Source organism: Streptomyces sp. NPDC000941, assembly GCF_053599555.1.
In genome coordinates this window covers 1-15,685 of sequence record NZ_JBSFMM010000249.1, presented here as the reverse complement: position 1 = coordinate 15,685, position 15,685 = coordinate 1, and the positions used below count along the sequence as shown (strand labels likewise).

10 protein-coding genes are annotated in these 15,685 nt (G+C 70.2%); 8 read left to right on the top strand and 2 right to left on the bottom strand.

Annotation, left to right across the window (positions count from 1 at the left end):
• Positions 1-696: 696 nt before the first annotated feature.
• The 7 genes from ACWDSL_RS45505 to yicI all read left to right on the top strand — a co-directional run bounded on the left by ACWDSL_RS45505 (position 697) and on the right by yicI (position 9,513).
• Positions 697-1,314: a hypothetical protein gene (locus ACWDSL_RS45505; protein ID WP_450494610.1), complete on the top strand. Its 618-nt coding sequence runs from the start codon at positions 697-699 to the stop codon at positions 1,312-1,314.
• A gap of 137 nt (positions 1,315-1,451) precedes the next feature.
• Entirely contained in the window at positions 1,452-2,525 is a 1,074-nt protein-coding gene (locus ACWDSL_RS45500) for a LacI family DNA-binding transcriptional regulator (RefSeq protein WP_450494608.1), read from the top strand.
• 188 nt (positions 2,526-2,713) lie between these two features.
• Positions 2,714-3,946 carry a sugar ABC transporter substrate-binding protein gene (locus ACWDSL_RS45495; RefSeq protein WP_450494606.1) on the top strand — a complete coding sequence of 411 codons (1,233 nt, stop codon included), beginning with the start codon at positions 2,714-2,716 and terminating at the stop codon, positions 3,944-3,946.
• Positions 3,947-3,954: 8 nt separating this feature from the next.
• Positions 3,955-4,908 carry a carbohydrate ABC transporter permease gene (locus ACWDSL_RS45490; RefSeq protein WP_450494604.1) on the top strand — a complete coding sequence of 318 codons (954 nt, stop codon included), beginning with the start codon at positions 3,955-3,957 and terminating at the stop codon, positions 4,906-4,908.
• Positions 4,909-4,913: 5 nt separating this feature from the next.
• Positions 4,914-5,729 (top strand): carbohydrate ABC transporter permease, encoded by an 816-nt coding sequence (locus ACWDSL_RS45485; RefSeq protein ID WP_450494603.1) that lies wholly within the window; start codon positions 4,914-4,916, stop codon positions 5,727-5,729.
• Between the two features lie 42 nt (positions 5,730-5,771).
• The gene (locus ACWDSL_RS45480) at positions 5,772-7,190 is read left to right on the top strand and encodes a GH1 family beta-glucosidase (protein ID WP_450494601.1); all 1,419 of its coding nucleotides are present in this window, start codon (positions 5,772-5,774) and stop codon (positions 7,188-7,190) included.
• 1 nt (position 7,191) lies between these two features.
• Positions 7,192-9,513 (top strand): alpha-xylosidase, encoded by a 2,322-nt coding sequence (yicI, locus tag ACWDSL_RS45475; protein ID WP_450494599.1) that lies wholly within the window; start codon positions 7,192-7,194, stop codon positions 9,511-9,513.
• Here yicI and ACWDSL_RS45470 read toward each other — a convergent pair.
• Together ACWDSL_RS45470 and ACWDSL_RS45465 are read right to left on the bottom strand one after the other, a co-directional pair.
• Entirely contained in the window at positions 9,510-10,901 is a 1,392-nt protein-coding gene (locus ACWDSL_RS45470; RefSeq protein WP_450494598.1) for a helix-turn-helix domain-containing protein, read from the bottom strand. The genes yicI and ACWDSL_RS45470 overlap by 4 nt on opposite strands.
• A 153-nt stretch (positions 10,902-11,054) precedes the next feature.
• Positions 11,055-14,372 carry a right-handed parallel beta-helix repeat-containing protein gene (locus ACWDSL_RS45465; RefSeq protein ID WP_450494597.1) on the bottom strand — a complete coding sequence of 1,106 codons (3,318 nt, stop codon included), beginning with the start codon at positions 14,370-14,372 and terminating at the stop codon, positions 11,055-11,057.
• Between the two features lie 152 nt (positions 14,373-14,524).
• Here ACWDSL_RS45465 and ACWDSL_RS45460 point away from each other — a divergent pair.
• A partial coding sequence (locus tag ACWDSL_RS45460) for a S8 family serine peptidase (protein ID WP_450494595.1) occupies positions 14,525-15,685 on the top strand: 1,161 nt, incomplete at its 3' end.

The window sequence follows — 15,685 nt, the reverse complement described above, 5'->3', positions numbered from 1 at the left end:
GCATCAGCGTGCTGTTCGCGATGCTCCGCGACGGCACCTTCTACGAACCCAGAACCCCACGCCTCGCTTGACGAAAGACATAGAGGCACCCCCCCCCCGATGTACTGGCGGGCGGCCGGAGTACGGCTCGCCCAGGTTGCGCGGCGGGGCCTGGATCGCTGTCACCGCCGATGGCGGGCAGTGAAGCGGGCACCGTCATGGAGACGAACTGCCTCTTCGCGGGGGAAGGGGCCCACTGTGGATCTTGGCGGAGAGACGTGCTTCATCAGGTGTTCCTTGTGGTGGCGACTGTCAGGCCTGGTACGCGACGGATCCAGAGCAACCCCCGTTACTCTGGGCAACCCCCGTTACTCCGGGTCTCGGCGCAGCCTAAGGAGGGCGGCGCGGCGCGCGCTTGAACCACAGCGTCAATGTTGTGGAATATGAGCGTCACCGGACAGCGTCGAAGCAATAAGTGCAGGTGACAGGGGCTACGGCAGCCCGATCGCGGATATGGGCCCGACCGGCTTCTTCTCATCGGCCACCGCGGACAACAGGCGGTCCCACCCTGTTACTCTCGACCCCCTAGGTGCCCTGCCCGCTGCCACGGATCCGCTGCAGACTCTCGTATCCTCGCAGGTCAACCGCACCTTTTTGCTGTCGGGGCATCAGATCCCGAGATCCCGCAAGTCCGCCGAATCCCCGGGTTGAGGAAGCATGAGCGCAGTGAAGATGGTCGGGTCGAAGAAGACCGCTGTCGGCTGGATCGCCGGCATCTGTGTGATGGCCGCGGTGCCGGCCCTCACGGGGTGTTCGTCGGACTCGACGAAGACGACGGACACCAAGGGCTCCGCCTCGACCGCCGACGCCACCCCGTCCCAGAAGGGGCAGCCCGGTGCCGGCGATCAGTCCTCGGCGCGGGGGGCGGTGGCCACGTGGGTCACCGCGGTCGTCCAGGACCGTGCCGAGGAGGCATGCCTGGCCATGGCGAACCCGGGCATGGACGGGGCTCCCCCGACGCCCAACACCGCGGAGATGTGCTCGGGCAACGGGGAGGAGGCAAAGGAGATGAAGGAACAAGTCCACCGCGTGCACACCGCGTTCACCCCCGACCAACCGAAGAATCCACCGACGGTGAAGGTGGCCGAGGTCCCGGTCACGGACAAGAAGGCGACGGTCGACGGTGAGCAGATCACCGTGGACGGTCAGACGCTGAAGGCCATCGTCCTGTCGAACTCCACCGGAGTGAAGGAGGACCAGGTCGAAGTCAGGATCGAGGCCGGTGTCAGGGAAGGCCGCTGGTATGTGACAGATCTGCGGCTCTCCGTGCTCTGAGTGGTCTGAGTGGTCTGCGTGGTCTGACTTCGCGGTATCGGCAGCCGTCGCATATATGCAGGTGAGGCACCGCATATATGATGGGGTTTGCCGCTCGGGCCTTTCGTCGTCGTGCCCGCATCACCGAGGGGTCGAGGTTGCCAACCATCAGGGATGTCGCCCAGCACGCAGGGGTCGCGCCGAGCACCGTCTCCTACGTGTTCAACGGCTCCCGGCCCATTTCCGATGAGACGCGCCGACGCGTACAGGAGGCCGTGGACGCGCTCGGGTATCACCCGCGGGCCAGCGCCCGGACCCTGCGCTCCAGCCGCACCCATGTGATCGCCCTCGCTCTGCCCCGCCCGGCCGGCCGGCGGAACGCTGTGGACGGCCCGTTCGCGATCGAGATCAGCGACGCGGCCGTGAGACTCGGCTACGACCTGCTGCTCACCACGTCCCAGGACAAGGCCGAGGGGCTGCGCCGGGTGGCGCTGAGCGGCCTTGCCGACGCGGCGGTGCTGATGGCCGTCGATATGGAGGACGCCCGGATCGATGTCGTGCGGGAGCTGGCCTTTCCCGCCGCGCTCATCGGGCGGCCGGCCGACGAGGACGCCCTGCCGTGGACCGACCTGGACTGGGAGGAGGCCGCCGCCCTGGTGGTGTCCGAGCTGGCCGCCGCGGGACACCGCGAGATGGTCTACCTCGCACCCACCAAGGCGGAAGTGGTGGCCAGGCGCAGTTACGCGCTCCGGGGTATCGCCGGTGCGAACCGTGGCGCCCGGAGCACCGGCGCCGCCGTCACGGTGGCCCATGCGGTGAACGATCCGGCCGGGCTGGCCCACCGGCTCCGGGCGCTGCTCGGGGAGCGCGCGGACGGCGGAGCGGGCGGACGGCCGACCGCGCTGATCGTGCAGCACCCCTCCGCGCATCACCACATCCTGACGTCCGTGACTGACGTTGGGCTCCGTATACCCGAGGATCTGACCGTCGTGGTGATCGGCGCCCTGCCCGGAGACCCGGCCGGCCGCCGGCTGCCTCGTGTCGAACTGCCGGTGGAAACGCTGGCCGGCGAGGTGACCCGGCTCGCCGTGGCCGCGGCCACAGCGCTGCACGAGACCGCCGCGGGGGATGCGGAGGCCGGTCCCCGGCTGCTCGCCGACGCCGTCGGCCATCTGCTGATCGCCCCGGCTCTGCTGCCGGGGGACGCGCCGCTCACCGCCCCGCGGGCCTGAACTCCGCACGCCCTTCCCGCGCGGCTGCCTCGCCGGATGCCGTGGTTGTTTTCCTCTCCTGAGGCTCTTGTCGCCATCGGACACCTGCCCTTAACATCACTGCAGTCCACTTCATCGAATCGATTCGATGCGATGCGATGTTCCGGCGCACTGGCCACCGCGGACAGCCCGAACCGAGAGACACCCACATGCCATTGCCTCGCCGCCGCCCGCCGGCGCCGGTCCTGTTCCTGACCCTCCTTGTGGCCTCGGCCGGCCTCACCGGATGCGCGCAGGAGGCCGACCCCAACACCATCACGGTGCTGAACTCCGCCACGGACCAGCATGAACACGACCAGCAGCAGAAGTTCTTCGACCGGTGTGCGGGGCCCCTCGGGGTGAAGGTCGAGCAGACCAGTGTTCCCGCCGCGCAGGTGGCGACCAAGGCGCTGCGGATGGCGTCGTCGCACTCGATGACCGACATCCTGGAGCTGGACGGATCGGAGCTGCCCCAGTTCGCCGACACCGGTGGTCTGGTCCCGCTGAAGACGGCGGGCGTGAGTGTGGACGGGCTCTCGCCGGGGGCCGTGAGCATGGGGAGCTTCAAGGGCACCGCGTACGGCATCGCCCGCTCGGTCAACACCCTGGCGCTGTTCTACAACACGGACGTGCTGAAGAAGGCGGGGGTGACACCGCCCACCACCTGGGACGAGCTGAAGGTGGCGGCCAAGAAGCTCACCCGGGGCAAGACGTTCGGGATGGCTTTCAGCGCGACACCCGACGCCGACGGGGTGTACCAGTTCCTTCCCTTCTTCTGGTCCGCGGGCGGCGACGAGGCCCGCATCGACAACGGCAAGGGCGAAAAGGCGGTCCAGCTGTGGAAGGACCTGGTCAAAGACCGGTCCGCGTCAAGCGCCGTGGTCACCTGGAACCAGCAGGACGTCAACGATCAGTTCATCGCGGGCCGGACGGCCATGATGGTCAACGGCCCTTGGCAGGTTCCCGTGCTCAGCGAGCACAAGTCCCTGCACTGGGCGGTCACCACCATCCCGGTGCCCGTGGCCGGCAAGGCCCCGGTGGCGCCGATGGGCGGAACCGTGATGTCCCTGCCCCGTACCGGCGACACCGGGCGCCAGGCCACCGCCGCCAAGATCCTCAACTGCCTGAACGAGCGCAAGAACCAGGTGGGCTGGGGTGCGGGCGTGAACAACATCCCCACCAGGGCCTCCGCCGCCGCCGAGTACAAGGCCGACAATCCGAAGCTCGCGGGCTTCGCCGACACGGTCGCCACCGCCCGTTCCCGTACCGCCAAGGTCGGCGCCCGGTGGCCGGCTGTGTCCAGCGCCCTGGCGGGCGCCTTCCAGTCTGTTCTGACCGGCAGTTCCTCGCCCGAAGCGGCGCTGAAGCGTGCCCAGTCGCAGGCCACGGCCGGCGGAGAGTGAGAGCGTTCATGAGTACCACCACTGCCGGGCCCGCCAAGTCCGTGGCGGCGAGCCCCACCGTCCCGGGTCGGAGAGCGTCCCGTGCCGCGCTGACACGCTGGCTCTTCGTGGCGCCCGCCGTGCTCTACATGCTGGCCTTCTTCGGGTATCCGCTCGTACGCAACGTCGTCATGAGCTTCCAGCACTACACACCGCGTACCTTCTTCACCGGCGAGGCACCGTTCAACGGCCTCGACAACTGGACCGCGGTGTTCGGCAACGAGCTGTTCACCAAGTCCCTCTGGCATACGGCACTCTTCACGCTGGGCTCACTGTTCGGCCAGTTCGTGCTGGGCCTGGCGCTGGCCGTGTTCTTCTCCCGCCGGTTCCGGCTGTCCGGTTTCGCCCGCGCCGTGCTGCTGCTTCCGTGGCTGATCCCGATGGTCGTCTCGTCGGTCGTCTGGCGGAAACTCCTCGACCAGGACACCGGGGTGGTCAACACCCTGCTGATGAACCTGCACCTCACCTCGGAGCCGGTGCCCTGGCTGAGCAGTCCGAGCGTCGCCCTGCTGTCTGCGGTCCTGGTCAACATCTGGGTCGGTATCCCGTTCAACATGGTGATCCTCTACGGCGGGCTCCAGGAGATCCCGCGTGAGATGTACGAGGCCGCCTCGCTCGACGGCGCCGGTCCCTGGCGTACGTTCCGCAGCATCACACTGCCGCAGCTGCGGCCGGTGATCACGGTGGTCCTGGTCCTCGGCTTCATGTCGACGATCAAGATCCTGGACCTGATCCTCGCGCTGACCGGCGGCGGGCCCGCCGACTCGACCCAGACGCTGGGCACCGCCACCTACCAGCTGTCGTTCCAGCAGCTCGACTTCGGGCAGGGCGCGGTGGTCGGCAATGTCCTCATCCTCATCAGCGCGGTGTTCGCCGTGTTCTATCTCCGGGCCAACCGGTCCGACTTCGGTCAGGGGAAGTGATCGCCATGTCCGCCCGCACTGTGCGACGGTGGAGCAACACCGTCATCGCGCTGGTCGTTCTGGCCATTCTGCTCTTCCCCCTGTACTGGATGCTCAACATCGCCCTTCAACCGGGCGAAAGTCTCGCCTCGACCAGCTGGTTCCCCACCTCGCCCGGCTGGTCGAACTTCGAGCGGGCGCTGGACAGTCAGGGCGGCTCACTCGTGACCAGCCTGGTCGTCGCGCTCGGCGCGGTCGTCGTCTGTCTGGCGATGGCGGCGCCCGCCGCCTACGGCCTGGCCCAGCTCGGCCTGAGGGGCGGCCGGTCCATCGTGTTCGGCACCCTGATCACCCAGATGGTGCCCGGCATCGTGATCGCCAACGCGCTCTACAGCGCCTATGTCGATCTGCATCTGGTCAACTCGCTCCCCGGGCTGATCCTGGCCGACGCCTCGCTCGGACTGCCGTTCTCCATCGTGCTGCTGAGGGCGTTCATGGTGTCGATCCCGAAGGAGATCGTGGAAGCGGCGATGGTCGACGGGGCGAACCGCTTCACCGCCTTCGTCCGCATCGTGCTCCCGATCAGCCGTAACTCGCTCATCACGGCCGGGCTCTTCACCTTCCTCTTCGCCTGGTCCGACTTCATGTTCGCACTGACGCTCAACACGACGGACGACGTCAAGCCGATCACCCTCAGCATGTACGAGTACATCGGCGCCCACGTCAGCGACTGGGGCGCGGTCATGGCCACGGCCGTCGTCTCCGCCGTCCCGGCGGCGATCCTGCTGATACTGGCCCAGAAGTACGTCGCCGCGGGTATCACCGGCGGTTCGGTCAAGTAGTACACGCACATCTCTCAAGACCCGGAAGGTCCGCAATACAGCATGAGCAGCACCCCACCTCACGCACCGGACGCCGCGCGGTTTCCCGTCCTCCCACCCGGCTTCGTCTTCGGGACCGCGACCGCGAGCTACCAGATCGAGGGCGCGCACGACGAGGACGGCCGCGGACCGTCCATCTGGGACACCTTCAGCCACACCCCCGGCCGCACCGCGGGTGGTGCCACCGGTGACATCGCATGCGACCACTACCACCGCTACCGGGAGGACGTCGAACTGCTGGGCCGCCTCGGTGTCAACTCCTACCGCTTCTCGGTGGCCTGGCCGCGGATCCAGCCGCAGGGCACAGGACCGGCCAACGCGAAGGGGCTGGACTTCTACGACCGGCTCACCGACGCGCTCCTCGAAGCCGGTGTCTCCCCGGCCGTCACGCTCTACCACTGGGACCTGCCGCAGGCACTGGAGGACCGGGGCGGCTGGCGGGTCCGGGAGACCGCCGAAGCCTTCGCCGAGTACACCCGGCTGGTGGTGGAGCGACTGGGCGACCGGGTGGGCCGGTGGATCACCCTCAACGAGCCCTTCTGCTCCGCGTTCGTGGGATACGGGGAAGGACGGCACGCCCCCGGCGCCCGCGAAGGCACCGGAGCCCTGGCCGCCGCGCACCACCTGCTGCTCGCCCATGGGAACGCGGTGCGGGTGCTGCGTGAGGCCGGCGCCTCCCAGGTCGGCATCACCCTCAACCTCGACCGTATCCACGCGGCCAGCTCCTCCCCGGCCGACCTGGCCGCGCTGCGCCGCGCCGAGACGCTGCACAACGAGGTCTGGACGGAGCCTCTGTTCAACAGCCGGTATCCCACCGGTGAGTCCGAAACCTGGGGCGAGCTGGCCGACGGCTCGTACCGCCGCGACGGTGACCTGGACACCATCGGCACACCACTGGATTTCGTGGGGCTGAACTTCTACCGCCCGCTGACCGTCTCCGACGCACCGTACGCGGAGGCCCACGCGGCCCGGCGTACCGCGATGGACATCCGGGTCGCTGAGAGCGACCCGTACGGCACCCGGCACACCACCATGGGCTGGCCCGTCGTCCCCGCGGCCTTCACCGAGTTGCTGGTGGACCTGGCCGCGCGGTACCCGAACCTGCCGCCCGTCCACATCACGGAGAACGGTTCCGCCGAGGCCGACACCGTCTCGCCGGACGGAGCCGTACGGGACACCGACCGGGTGGCGTATCTGCGCGACCATGTGGCGGCCGTGTCCGCCGCCATCGACGCGGGAGTGGACGTCCGCGGCTACTACTGCTGGTCGCTGCTGGACAACTTCGAGTGGGCTCGGGGCTACGGTCAGCGCTTCGGGATCGTACGGGTCGACTACGAGACCCAGGAACGTACGCCGAAGGACAGCTACCACTGGTTCCGTGAACTGATCACCGTCAACCGCGCGTCCACGCAGGAGCACTGAAATGAAGTTCACCGACGGCTATTGGCAGCTGCGGCCAGGCGTGACGGCCCGCTATGCCACCTCCGTCGCCGACGTGGACGTCGCCGACGACCGTTTCACTCTCTACGCGCCGGTCACCCGCATCCGGCACCGCGGCGACACGCTCAACGGCCCGCTGGTGACCGTGGAGGCGTGGTCACCCGCCGAGGGTGTCATCGGCGTACGGCTGTGGCATCACGGTGGCAGGCGCCCCCGAACACCGGCGTTCACCCTCACCGCCGACCCGGACGGCGGGCATGCGAAGACCGTACGCGAAGGCTCGACGGTCGAGCTCGTTTCGGGCGCGCTGTCCCTCAAAGCCGACACCGAGGGATCCTGCAACCTCAGGTTCGTCTCCGACGGCAAGGTCATCACCTCGCTCGGCCCCCGCGACCTGGGCTTTGTCACCGACGCCGACGACCGCCACCACATGCTGGCGAAGATGTCGCTGGGCGTCGGCGAGACCGTGTACGGCCTCGGCGAGCGCTTCACCCCGTTCACCAAGAACGGCCAGAGCGTCGACATCTGGCAGGCCGACGGTGGCACCAGCAGTGAACAGGCATACAAGAACGTGCCGTTCCACCTGAGCAACCGTGGCTACGGTGTTTTCGTCAACCACCCGGGCAACGTTTCCTACGAGGTCGGCTCCGAGAACGTCGGCCGGGTCCAGTTCAGCGTGGAGGACCAGTCCCTCGAGTTCTTCGTCATCGCCGGACCCGCCCCTAAGGACGTTCTGCGCCGCTACACGGGTCTCACCGGCCGGCCCGCGCTGCCACCGGACTGGTCGTTCGGGCTGTGGCTGTCGACCTCCTTCACCACCTCCTACGACGAGGAGACGGTGACCCGGTTCGTGGCGGGCATGGCCGAGCGGGACATCCCGCTCAGCGTCTTCCACTTCGACTGCTTCTGGATGCGGGAGTACCAGTGGTCCGACTTCGTCTGGGACCCGGCGGTCTTCCCGGATCCCGAAGGGATGCTGTCCCGGCTGAAGGAGCGGGGGCTGCGCGTCTGCGTCTGGATCAATCCGTACATCGCGCAGAAGTCCCATCTGTTCGCCGAGGGCATGGCAGCCGGCTACCTGCTGAAGCGGGCGGACGGTGACGTCTGGCAGTGGGACAAGTGGCAGGCCGGGATGGGCATGGTGGACTTCACCAACCCCGCCGCCCGCGAGTGGTACGCCGCCAAGCTGCGACGCCTCCTCGGCCAGGGAGTGGACGCCTTCAAGACCGATTTCGGCGAGCGGGTGCCGACCGAGGACGTCGTCTGGTTCGACGGCTCGGACCCGGAGCGGATGCACAACTACTACACCCAGCTCTACAACGAGACGGTCTTCGACCTGCTGGTCGAAGAGCGCGGCGAGGGCGAGGCGGTGCTCTTCGCCCGTTCCGCCACCGTCGGCGGCCAGCGCATGCCGGTCCACTGGGGTGGCGACTGCGAGTCGACGTTCGAGGCGATGGCCGAGTCGCTGCGCGGCGGCCTGTCCCTCGGGCTGTCCGGCTTCGGCTTCTGGAGCCATGACATCGGCGGATTCGAGGGCACCCCGCCGCCGGCCGTCTTCAAGCGGTGGGTGCAGTTCGGCCTGCTCTCCTCGCACAGTCGGCTGCACGGCAGCAAATCCTACCGGGTGCCGTGGGACTACGGTGAGGAGGCGGTCGAGGTCACCCGTGACTTCACCCGGCTGAAGCACCGGCTGATGCCGTATCTCTTCCAGGCGGCGGTCGAGGCCAAGGAGTCCGGTACGCCGGTGATGCGGGCCATGCTGCTGGAATTCCCCGAGGACCCGGGCACCCACGCGCTCGACCGGCAGTACATGCTCGGCGCCGATCTGCTGGTGGCCCCCGTCTTCAGCGAAGACGGCACGGTCGAGTACTACGTACCGGAGGGCAGCTGGACCAATGTGCTCACCGGCGAGCGGGTCAGCGGTCCGGGCTGGAGACGCGAGCGGCATGGCTTCCACACGCTGCCGCTGCTGGCCCGGCCGGGCTCGGTGGTCCCCTTCGGCGCGGTGGACGACGGCCCGCGATCCGACTGGGCGGACGGCGTGACCCTTCATGTGTACCCGGGCGGGGCCGACGGCTCCGTGACCGTCACCACCATCCCCGCACGGTCAGGCGCTGCGGCCGCGGCGGTCTTCACCGTCCGGCGTTCGGGCGGCGAGACGGTCATCGAGACCGAGAGCGAACTGCCCTGGAACGTCGTGGTCGTGGGGGAGACCCCGGCCGATGACGCCGGGGCGCACCCGGCCGGCGCCCTGTACCAGGCCCCGCCCGGCACCCACCGGGTGATCGTTCCGGCCGCGCCCTAGCCCCCTCGCTTGATCCACTCGCTGCTGCTCGGCTGGTAGGTGTAGCCGGGGCGGCGGGCGCTGGTGCGGAACGGGGTGCCTTTGTTGTCGATGTGCACGGTGCCGTGGCGGTCGCCGCTGGACCAGTCCAGGGAGAGGTCCCAGCGGACATCGTGCGCGTTGATGCGGACGGTGACGTAGAAGACCTCCGGGTCGGACTCGCTGACCTTGTAAGGGAAGTCGCGCTGGCCGTTCTTGGCGGTGACCTGGGGGCTGCCGCTGTCGAGGTCGATGTCGAACGACTCGCTCTTGACGGCGGCGCCGCCGCCGGGGCAGAGGACGCCCATCGAGTAGTCGTTCCAGGCGAGCGGGGTGCCCTTCGTGACGATGCGTACATGCAGCGCCTCCAGGACGACCGTGTCCTTCCCGGTGCCCTGTACGGAGAGGGCGATGCGCTGGTCCCCCGAGGGGACCGCGCCGTACGCGGCGGCCCAGCGGGGCGCGTCCTGCTCGACGACGGGCGGGCCGACCTGTGCGGGCTCGCTGTCGACGAGAAAGTGCTGGTTGCACGGGTTCTTGTAGACGTAGGGCCGGGTGGTGACCTTGACCGGCGCCGCCTCGGCCTGCTCGGTGGTGACCCCGCTGTTCTGGGCGGCGGACGCCGGCGCCGAGGGTTTGCCCTTCTTCGCGGGCTGGGACGGGGAAGCGGAGTCGGAGGCGGCCGGGATTGTGTCGGCCGGGGTTCCGTCGTCTCCCGATCCGGTCAAGCTGCCCACAGTGGTGTCCCCGGCCCTCCGGTAGCCGTCGTCGCCTCTGAAGGACGGCAGAAGCGCGGCGAGCGCGATGGCTCCCAGAGCGGCGGCCGCGGCGACGGGGGCGATGAGCGTGGGGCGGCGTCGGCGGGGGTGTGCGGGGGCGGGCGGGGCGACGCTGCCGACGTCTGGTTCATCGCTTTCACCTGGTGTGCGGAGTTCGCTGCCAGTGGATGCCGGCGCCGTTCCCTCCGGTCCAGCCCCGCTCGGCGCCGTTCCGTCCGGCTCTGTTCCGCCCGGCCCCGTTCCCTCCGGCGCCGCCTCGTCCGGCGCCGTTCCGTCCGGCTCTGTTCCGTTCGGACCCGGCCTTCTGCGTGCTCGCGCCGCATCCGCCAGAATCCACCTCCGGTGCAGCTCGACCTGCTCCTCGCGGGTCGCCCGGCACACCCGGGCAAGCCGCTCGACCGGCGCGTAGTCGGTCGGCACCGCGCTGCCGTTGCAGTAACGGTGCAGCGTCGAGGTGCTCATGCCCAGCCGCTTGGCCAGCACCCCGTAGCTCAGCCCCGAGCGTTCCTTGAGCCCCCGCAGCAACTCCGCGAGCGCCTCCGCGTCCTCGGTGGGCCCGGTCGCTCCGGTGGACCCTATCGACCCTGACACCGTTCCTCCAATGTCCCGCGTGGCCCGCCGCAGCCCATTCCCGCATTCCAGGCTCCCTGGATCGCTCCTGGTCAAGGCTCGTTTTCCGGCCCAGCGTATCCAATTGACGGTTCTACTTCACGGCCGGGATGGTCGACTGGGCCACCGGCGGGGTCAGCCCGCCGGTTGCCGCGTGTCCGTCGGGAGGTCGTCCGGCAGCAGCAGCCGTAGGTCGTCCAGGCCCGGTGCGGTCATCGGGCCGATCCGCCGAGCCTGCCGGGTCATCATCGCCTCCAGAATCTGTCGGGCCGTACGGGCGTTGCCGAACGAGCGGTCGCGCGGCAGCCCGGCCACGTACTGGAGCAGCGCTTCGACCGTCTCGGGTGCGCAATCGTAGCCGGAGGCCGTGGCGTGGCGGCTCATGATCTCGACAAGTTCGTCCGTGGAGTAGTGCTCGAAGTCCACCGAGCGGGAGAAGCGTGAGGCCAGGCCCGGGTTGGAGGCGAGGAAGCGGGCCATCTCCTCGGTGTAGCCCGCGACGATGACCACGACCTCGTCGCGGTGGTCCTCCATGAGCTTCAGCAGCGTGTCGACGGCCTCGCGGCCGAAGTCGGAGCCGGCGCCCTCGGGGGTGAGGGTGTACGCCTCGTCGATGAACAGCACGCCGCCCAGGGCGCGTTCGAAGACCTCCTTGGTGAGCTGCGCGGTGTGGCCCACATAGCGGCCGACCAGGTCGGCGCGGGCCACCTCCACCAACTGGCCGGTGGCCAGCACGCCCAGGGAGAGCAGCAGGTCGGCGTAGAGCCGGGCCACGGTGGTCTTGCCGGTGCCGGGCGGGCCCGAGAAGACCAGGTGGTGGCTGATCTTCGGGGTGGGCAGGCCGGCGGCCTGCCGCCGCTTGGTGGCCGACAGCAGGTTGACCAGGTCGGTGACCTCCCGCTTGACGGCCTGCAGGCCGATCATGGCGTCGAGTTCGGCGAGCAGTTCCTCGGAGCTGCGGCCGTCCGCGCCCGCCGCGGCCGCCGACTCGTCCGCGATGTCCTCGGGCAGCAGCAGGGAGAGGTCGGCCTCGGCGGGGTTGGCCATGGAGCCGAGCCGGAACGCCTGCCGGTCGATCATCTCCTCGAAGACCTGGCGGGCCGCGCGGCCGTTGCCGAACGTGGCGTCGCGCGGCATCCGCTCGTAGTGCCGGGCGAGGGCGTCCAGGGTGCTCGGGGCCAGCTCGTAGCGGTGCGCCTCGCACATGCTCTCGGTGATGGTCACCAGCTCCTCCACGGAGTAGTTGGCGAACTCGATGGTGCGGGTGAAGCGGGAGGCCAGGCCCGGGTTGGAGGCGAGGAACGAGCTCATCTCGTCGGTGTATCCGGCGGCGATGACGACGACCTCGTCGCGGTGGTCCTCCATCAGCTTCAGCACCGTGTCGATGGCCTCCTTGCCGAAGTCGGCACCGGAGCCCCTGCTGTCGGACAGCAGCGTGTACGCCTCGTCGATGAACAGCACACCGCCGAGCGCCTCGTTGAACGCCTCGGTGGTCTTGATGGCCGTACCGCCGATGATCTGGGCGACCAGATCCGCGCGGGAGACCTCTACCAGATGCCCGGAGCGCAGCACGCCGAGCTCGGCGAGGATGCCGCCGTAGAGCCGGGCCACGGTGGTCTTGCCGGTGCCGGGCGCGCCGGAGAAGACCAGGTGGCGGCTCATCTGCGGGACGGGCATGCCGAGGCTGGCCCGGCGCTGCGCGAGCTGGTTGACGTTGACCAGGGTGCGCACCTGGTGCTTGACGTCGGCGAGGCCGATCAGCGACTCCAGCTCCGCCAGCGGGCCTTCGGGCTTCTTCTCGCCGGGGCGGGCGGTGGCCTTGCCCTCCTGGGCCAGGTCCCCGGCGGTCTCGCCCCAGGCGTCGGGGGTGGCGTTCCCGCTGCTGTTCAGGCCCTGGACGGTGAGGCGTTCGGTCGCGCGGGTCTGCTTCAGGCCCGCGCCGCGGTTGTCGCGCACGGTGCAGTCGGTGAGGGTGACCTGCTCCGAGCTGTCGACGCGGATGCCGTCGCCGACGCTGCCGCTGATCTGGCAGGCCTCGAGCGCGGCCCGGCCGCCGTTGGCGACGAGCACGCCGTGTGCCCCGGCCTCGGTCACCTGGGTGTGGTCGGCGGAGAGTTCGGCGCCGCTCTCCACGTGCAGTCCCGCGGCGGTGCCCGCGTGGATTTGGCAGTCCCGTACGGTGGCGCGGCCTCCCGTGCCGATCCAGACGGCGGCCTGGGCCGTCGAGCGCAGCACAGTGCCGGTGATCTCGGGGGCGCCGCCGCCCGCGACCCGGATGCCCGCGCCCGCGGAGTGCGCGACCGTACAGTCCTCCAGGCGTCCGCGGCCGTCCTCGGTGACCTCCACGCCGTGGCCGCCGGGCGCGAGGAGACGGGCGTTTCGCAGCAGGGGGTTGGCCCCGGTGCGGATGGCGACGGCGACGCCGGCCGCGTCCACCACCTCCAAGCGGTCGAACTCGGCCGAGGCGTCCTCGGACAGCAGGACGGCCGCCGTCGCGTCGGCGCAGTCGCGCACGGTGGTGTCGGAGAGCAGCGGGGCGCTGGAGCCGACGACGCGGATCGCGGAAGAAGCCGCGGTGTCGAACGCACAGTCCTGGAACGTGCCCCGGGAACGCTCGGTGACCGCAAGGCCGTTGCTCTTGGTACGGGCGGTGCGGCAGCGCAGCAGTTCCGGGTCGGCGCCCTGGGCGAGCACGATGCCGGGTCCTGTGGTGTCGCTGACGGTGACCTCTTCCAGCACCGGCCGGGCGGCGCTGGTGACGTAGACGCCGACGGAAGTGTCGTGCACATGGGTGCGCGCCACGTGCGTGGCGCACCGGCCCTCCAGGGCGATGGCGGGTTTCTCGGTGCCGGAGATGTCGCAGTCCTCGACCCGGCCCTGCGCCTCGCCGTTGGCGAGCAGGCCGTTGCCCTTGGCGTCGCGCATCCGGCAGCCGCGCACGGTGGTGCGGGCCTGTTCGCTGAGGACGACGGCGGAGGTGCCCAGGTGCTCGATCAGGCAGTCGTCGATGACGCTGCCGGTGGGGGCGGTGTCAACCACGCCCGCGCCCTCGGGGTTGGAGACCCGGCAGCCGCGCATGGCCAGCGAGCCGTTCTCGCGGGCGAGGAGCGCCGTCCAGCCGGAGCCGACGACGGTGCAGCCGTCCATGGCGACCTGGCCGCGCGGCGCGTCCACCACCGGCAGGTCCTCGCTGCCGCCGCGCAGCGTCAGGTCGGTGAGCATCACGGCGTCCGCGACGAGCACCACGGCGGTGCCGCGCGGCGGGCAGATCTCCACGCTGCCGCGGTCGCCGTCGGCGACGATGGTGAGCCGGGTCCTGACCGTGAGGTTCTCGCGGTAGCGGCCGGGCTTGACGCGGATGACCGCTCCCGTACGCGCCTTCGCCAGGGCCTCGCCGATCGTCCGGAAGGTCTCCGTCTGGTCCGGGCCGACCGTGAGCAACTGCCGTGACACGCTGGGACCTCCTTGTTGTGGTGCCTGGGCCGGCTTCCCGGCCAGACAGAACGTGCAATCCAGGTGAGCTGAACTATCAAGTTGAACATCTTTATATGGGTAAATCGACCATCTTGCGGTAAGTCGTCCCCGGGCCACGTAACATGCGAGCCATGCGACGTGTTCTTACTCACCGTCATCCGGTGGCGCGGGCGGTCGCCGCCGCCGCGCTGGCCACGGTTCCGCTCGCCACGGGGGTCACCCCCGCCATCGCGGACTCGGTGGAACTGCCCGCCGTCGCCTCCGTGCTGGCGTCCGACGACCCGTGCGCGAAGGCGTCCACCGCGAAGGCCGAGGACGCGACCTGGTCCCGGTCCACGCTCGGGCTCGGCCGGGCCTGGGAGCTGTCCCAGGGCGCCGGGGTGACCGTCGCCGTGGTCGACTCCGGTGTCGGTACGGACATCCCGGCGCTGTCCGGCCGGGTCACCGCGGTCGGCGACGCGGGCGAGGACTGCGTGGGCCACGGCAGTTTCGCCGCGGGCCTGATCGCGGCGGCGCCCGGCGAGGGCGTGGGCGTGGCGGGAGTCGCGCCCGGGGCGCGGATCCTGGCGGTGCGCGGGACGCAGACGCGCGGCGAGACCACCGCCGCGACCCTCGCGGCCGGCATCCGCACCGCCGTCGACAAGGGCGCCGACGTCATCTACGTCGGGCGGGTGCTGGCGACGGGGAAGGCCGAACTGACCAAGGCCGTGGCGTACGCGGCCGAGCACGACGCGCTGGTGGTCGCGCCGGTCGGCCCGGACTTCCTCCCCAGGGACCGGAACACGGGCAAGGCGGTCGAGCCCGCGCCCTGGTACTGGCCCGCGTCCGCGCCCGGCGTGCTCTCGGTCATCGACTACGGCCCGGACGGCCGGCGCCCCGACAGCGCGCCCGCGCTGGACGGCGCGGATCTGGCGGCGCCGGGTGACGCGGTGGTCAGCGTCGGGCCCAAGGGCTCGGGCCACTACATCGGTTCGGGCTCCTCGCTCGCCGCCGCGCACGTCGCGGGGGCGGCGGCGCTGGTACGGGCCCGGTACCCGGAGATGTCCGCGGCCGAGGCCGCACGGCAGCTGACGGTGTCCGCGTATCCGTCGGAAACGCCACGGGTGGACCCGTACGCGGCGGTGAGTTCGCTGCTCACCGACAAGCAGGGCGCCACCCCGAAGCCGGCCGCCGCGCAGGTCCCCCCGGCCGCCTCCCCCGAGCCGCGCCATCGCGCCCTGATCATCGCGGGCGCGGGCGGCGGCCTGCTGCTGCTGGTGGCCGCCGGTGCTGGCCTCGGCTGGTGTGGTCTC

Coding starts and splice junctions, on each gene's coding strand:
- ACWDSL_RS45505 (WP_450494610.1), top strand. CDS start 697: ATGAGCGCAGTGAAGATGGTCGGGTCGAAGAAGACCGCTGTCGGCTGG.
- ACWDSL_RS45495 (WP_450494606.1), top strand. CDS start 2,714: ATGCCATTGCCTCGCCGCCGCCCGCCGGCGCCGGTCCTGTTCCTGACC.
- ACWDSL_RS45490 (WP_450494604.1), top strand. CDS start 3,955: ATGAGTACCACCACTGCCGGGCCCGCCAAGTCCGTGGCGGCGAGCCCC.
- ACWDSL_RS45485 (WP_450494603.1), top strand. CDS start 4,914: ATGTCCGCCCGCACTGTGCGACGGTGGAGCAACACCGTCATCGCGCTG.
- ACWDSL_RS45480 (WP_450494601.1), top strand. CDS start 5,772: ATGAGCAGCACCCCACCTCACGCACCGGACGCCGCGCGGTTTCCCGTC.
- yicI (WP_450494599.1), top strand. CDS start 7,192: ATGAAGTTCACCGACGGCTATTGGCAGCTGCGGCCAGGCGTGACGGCC.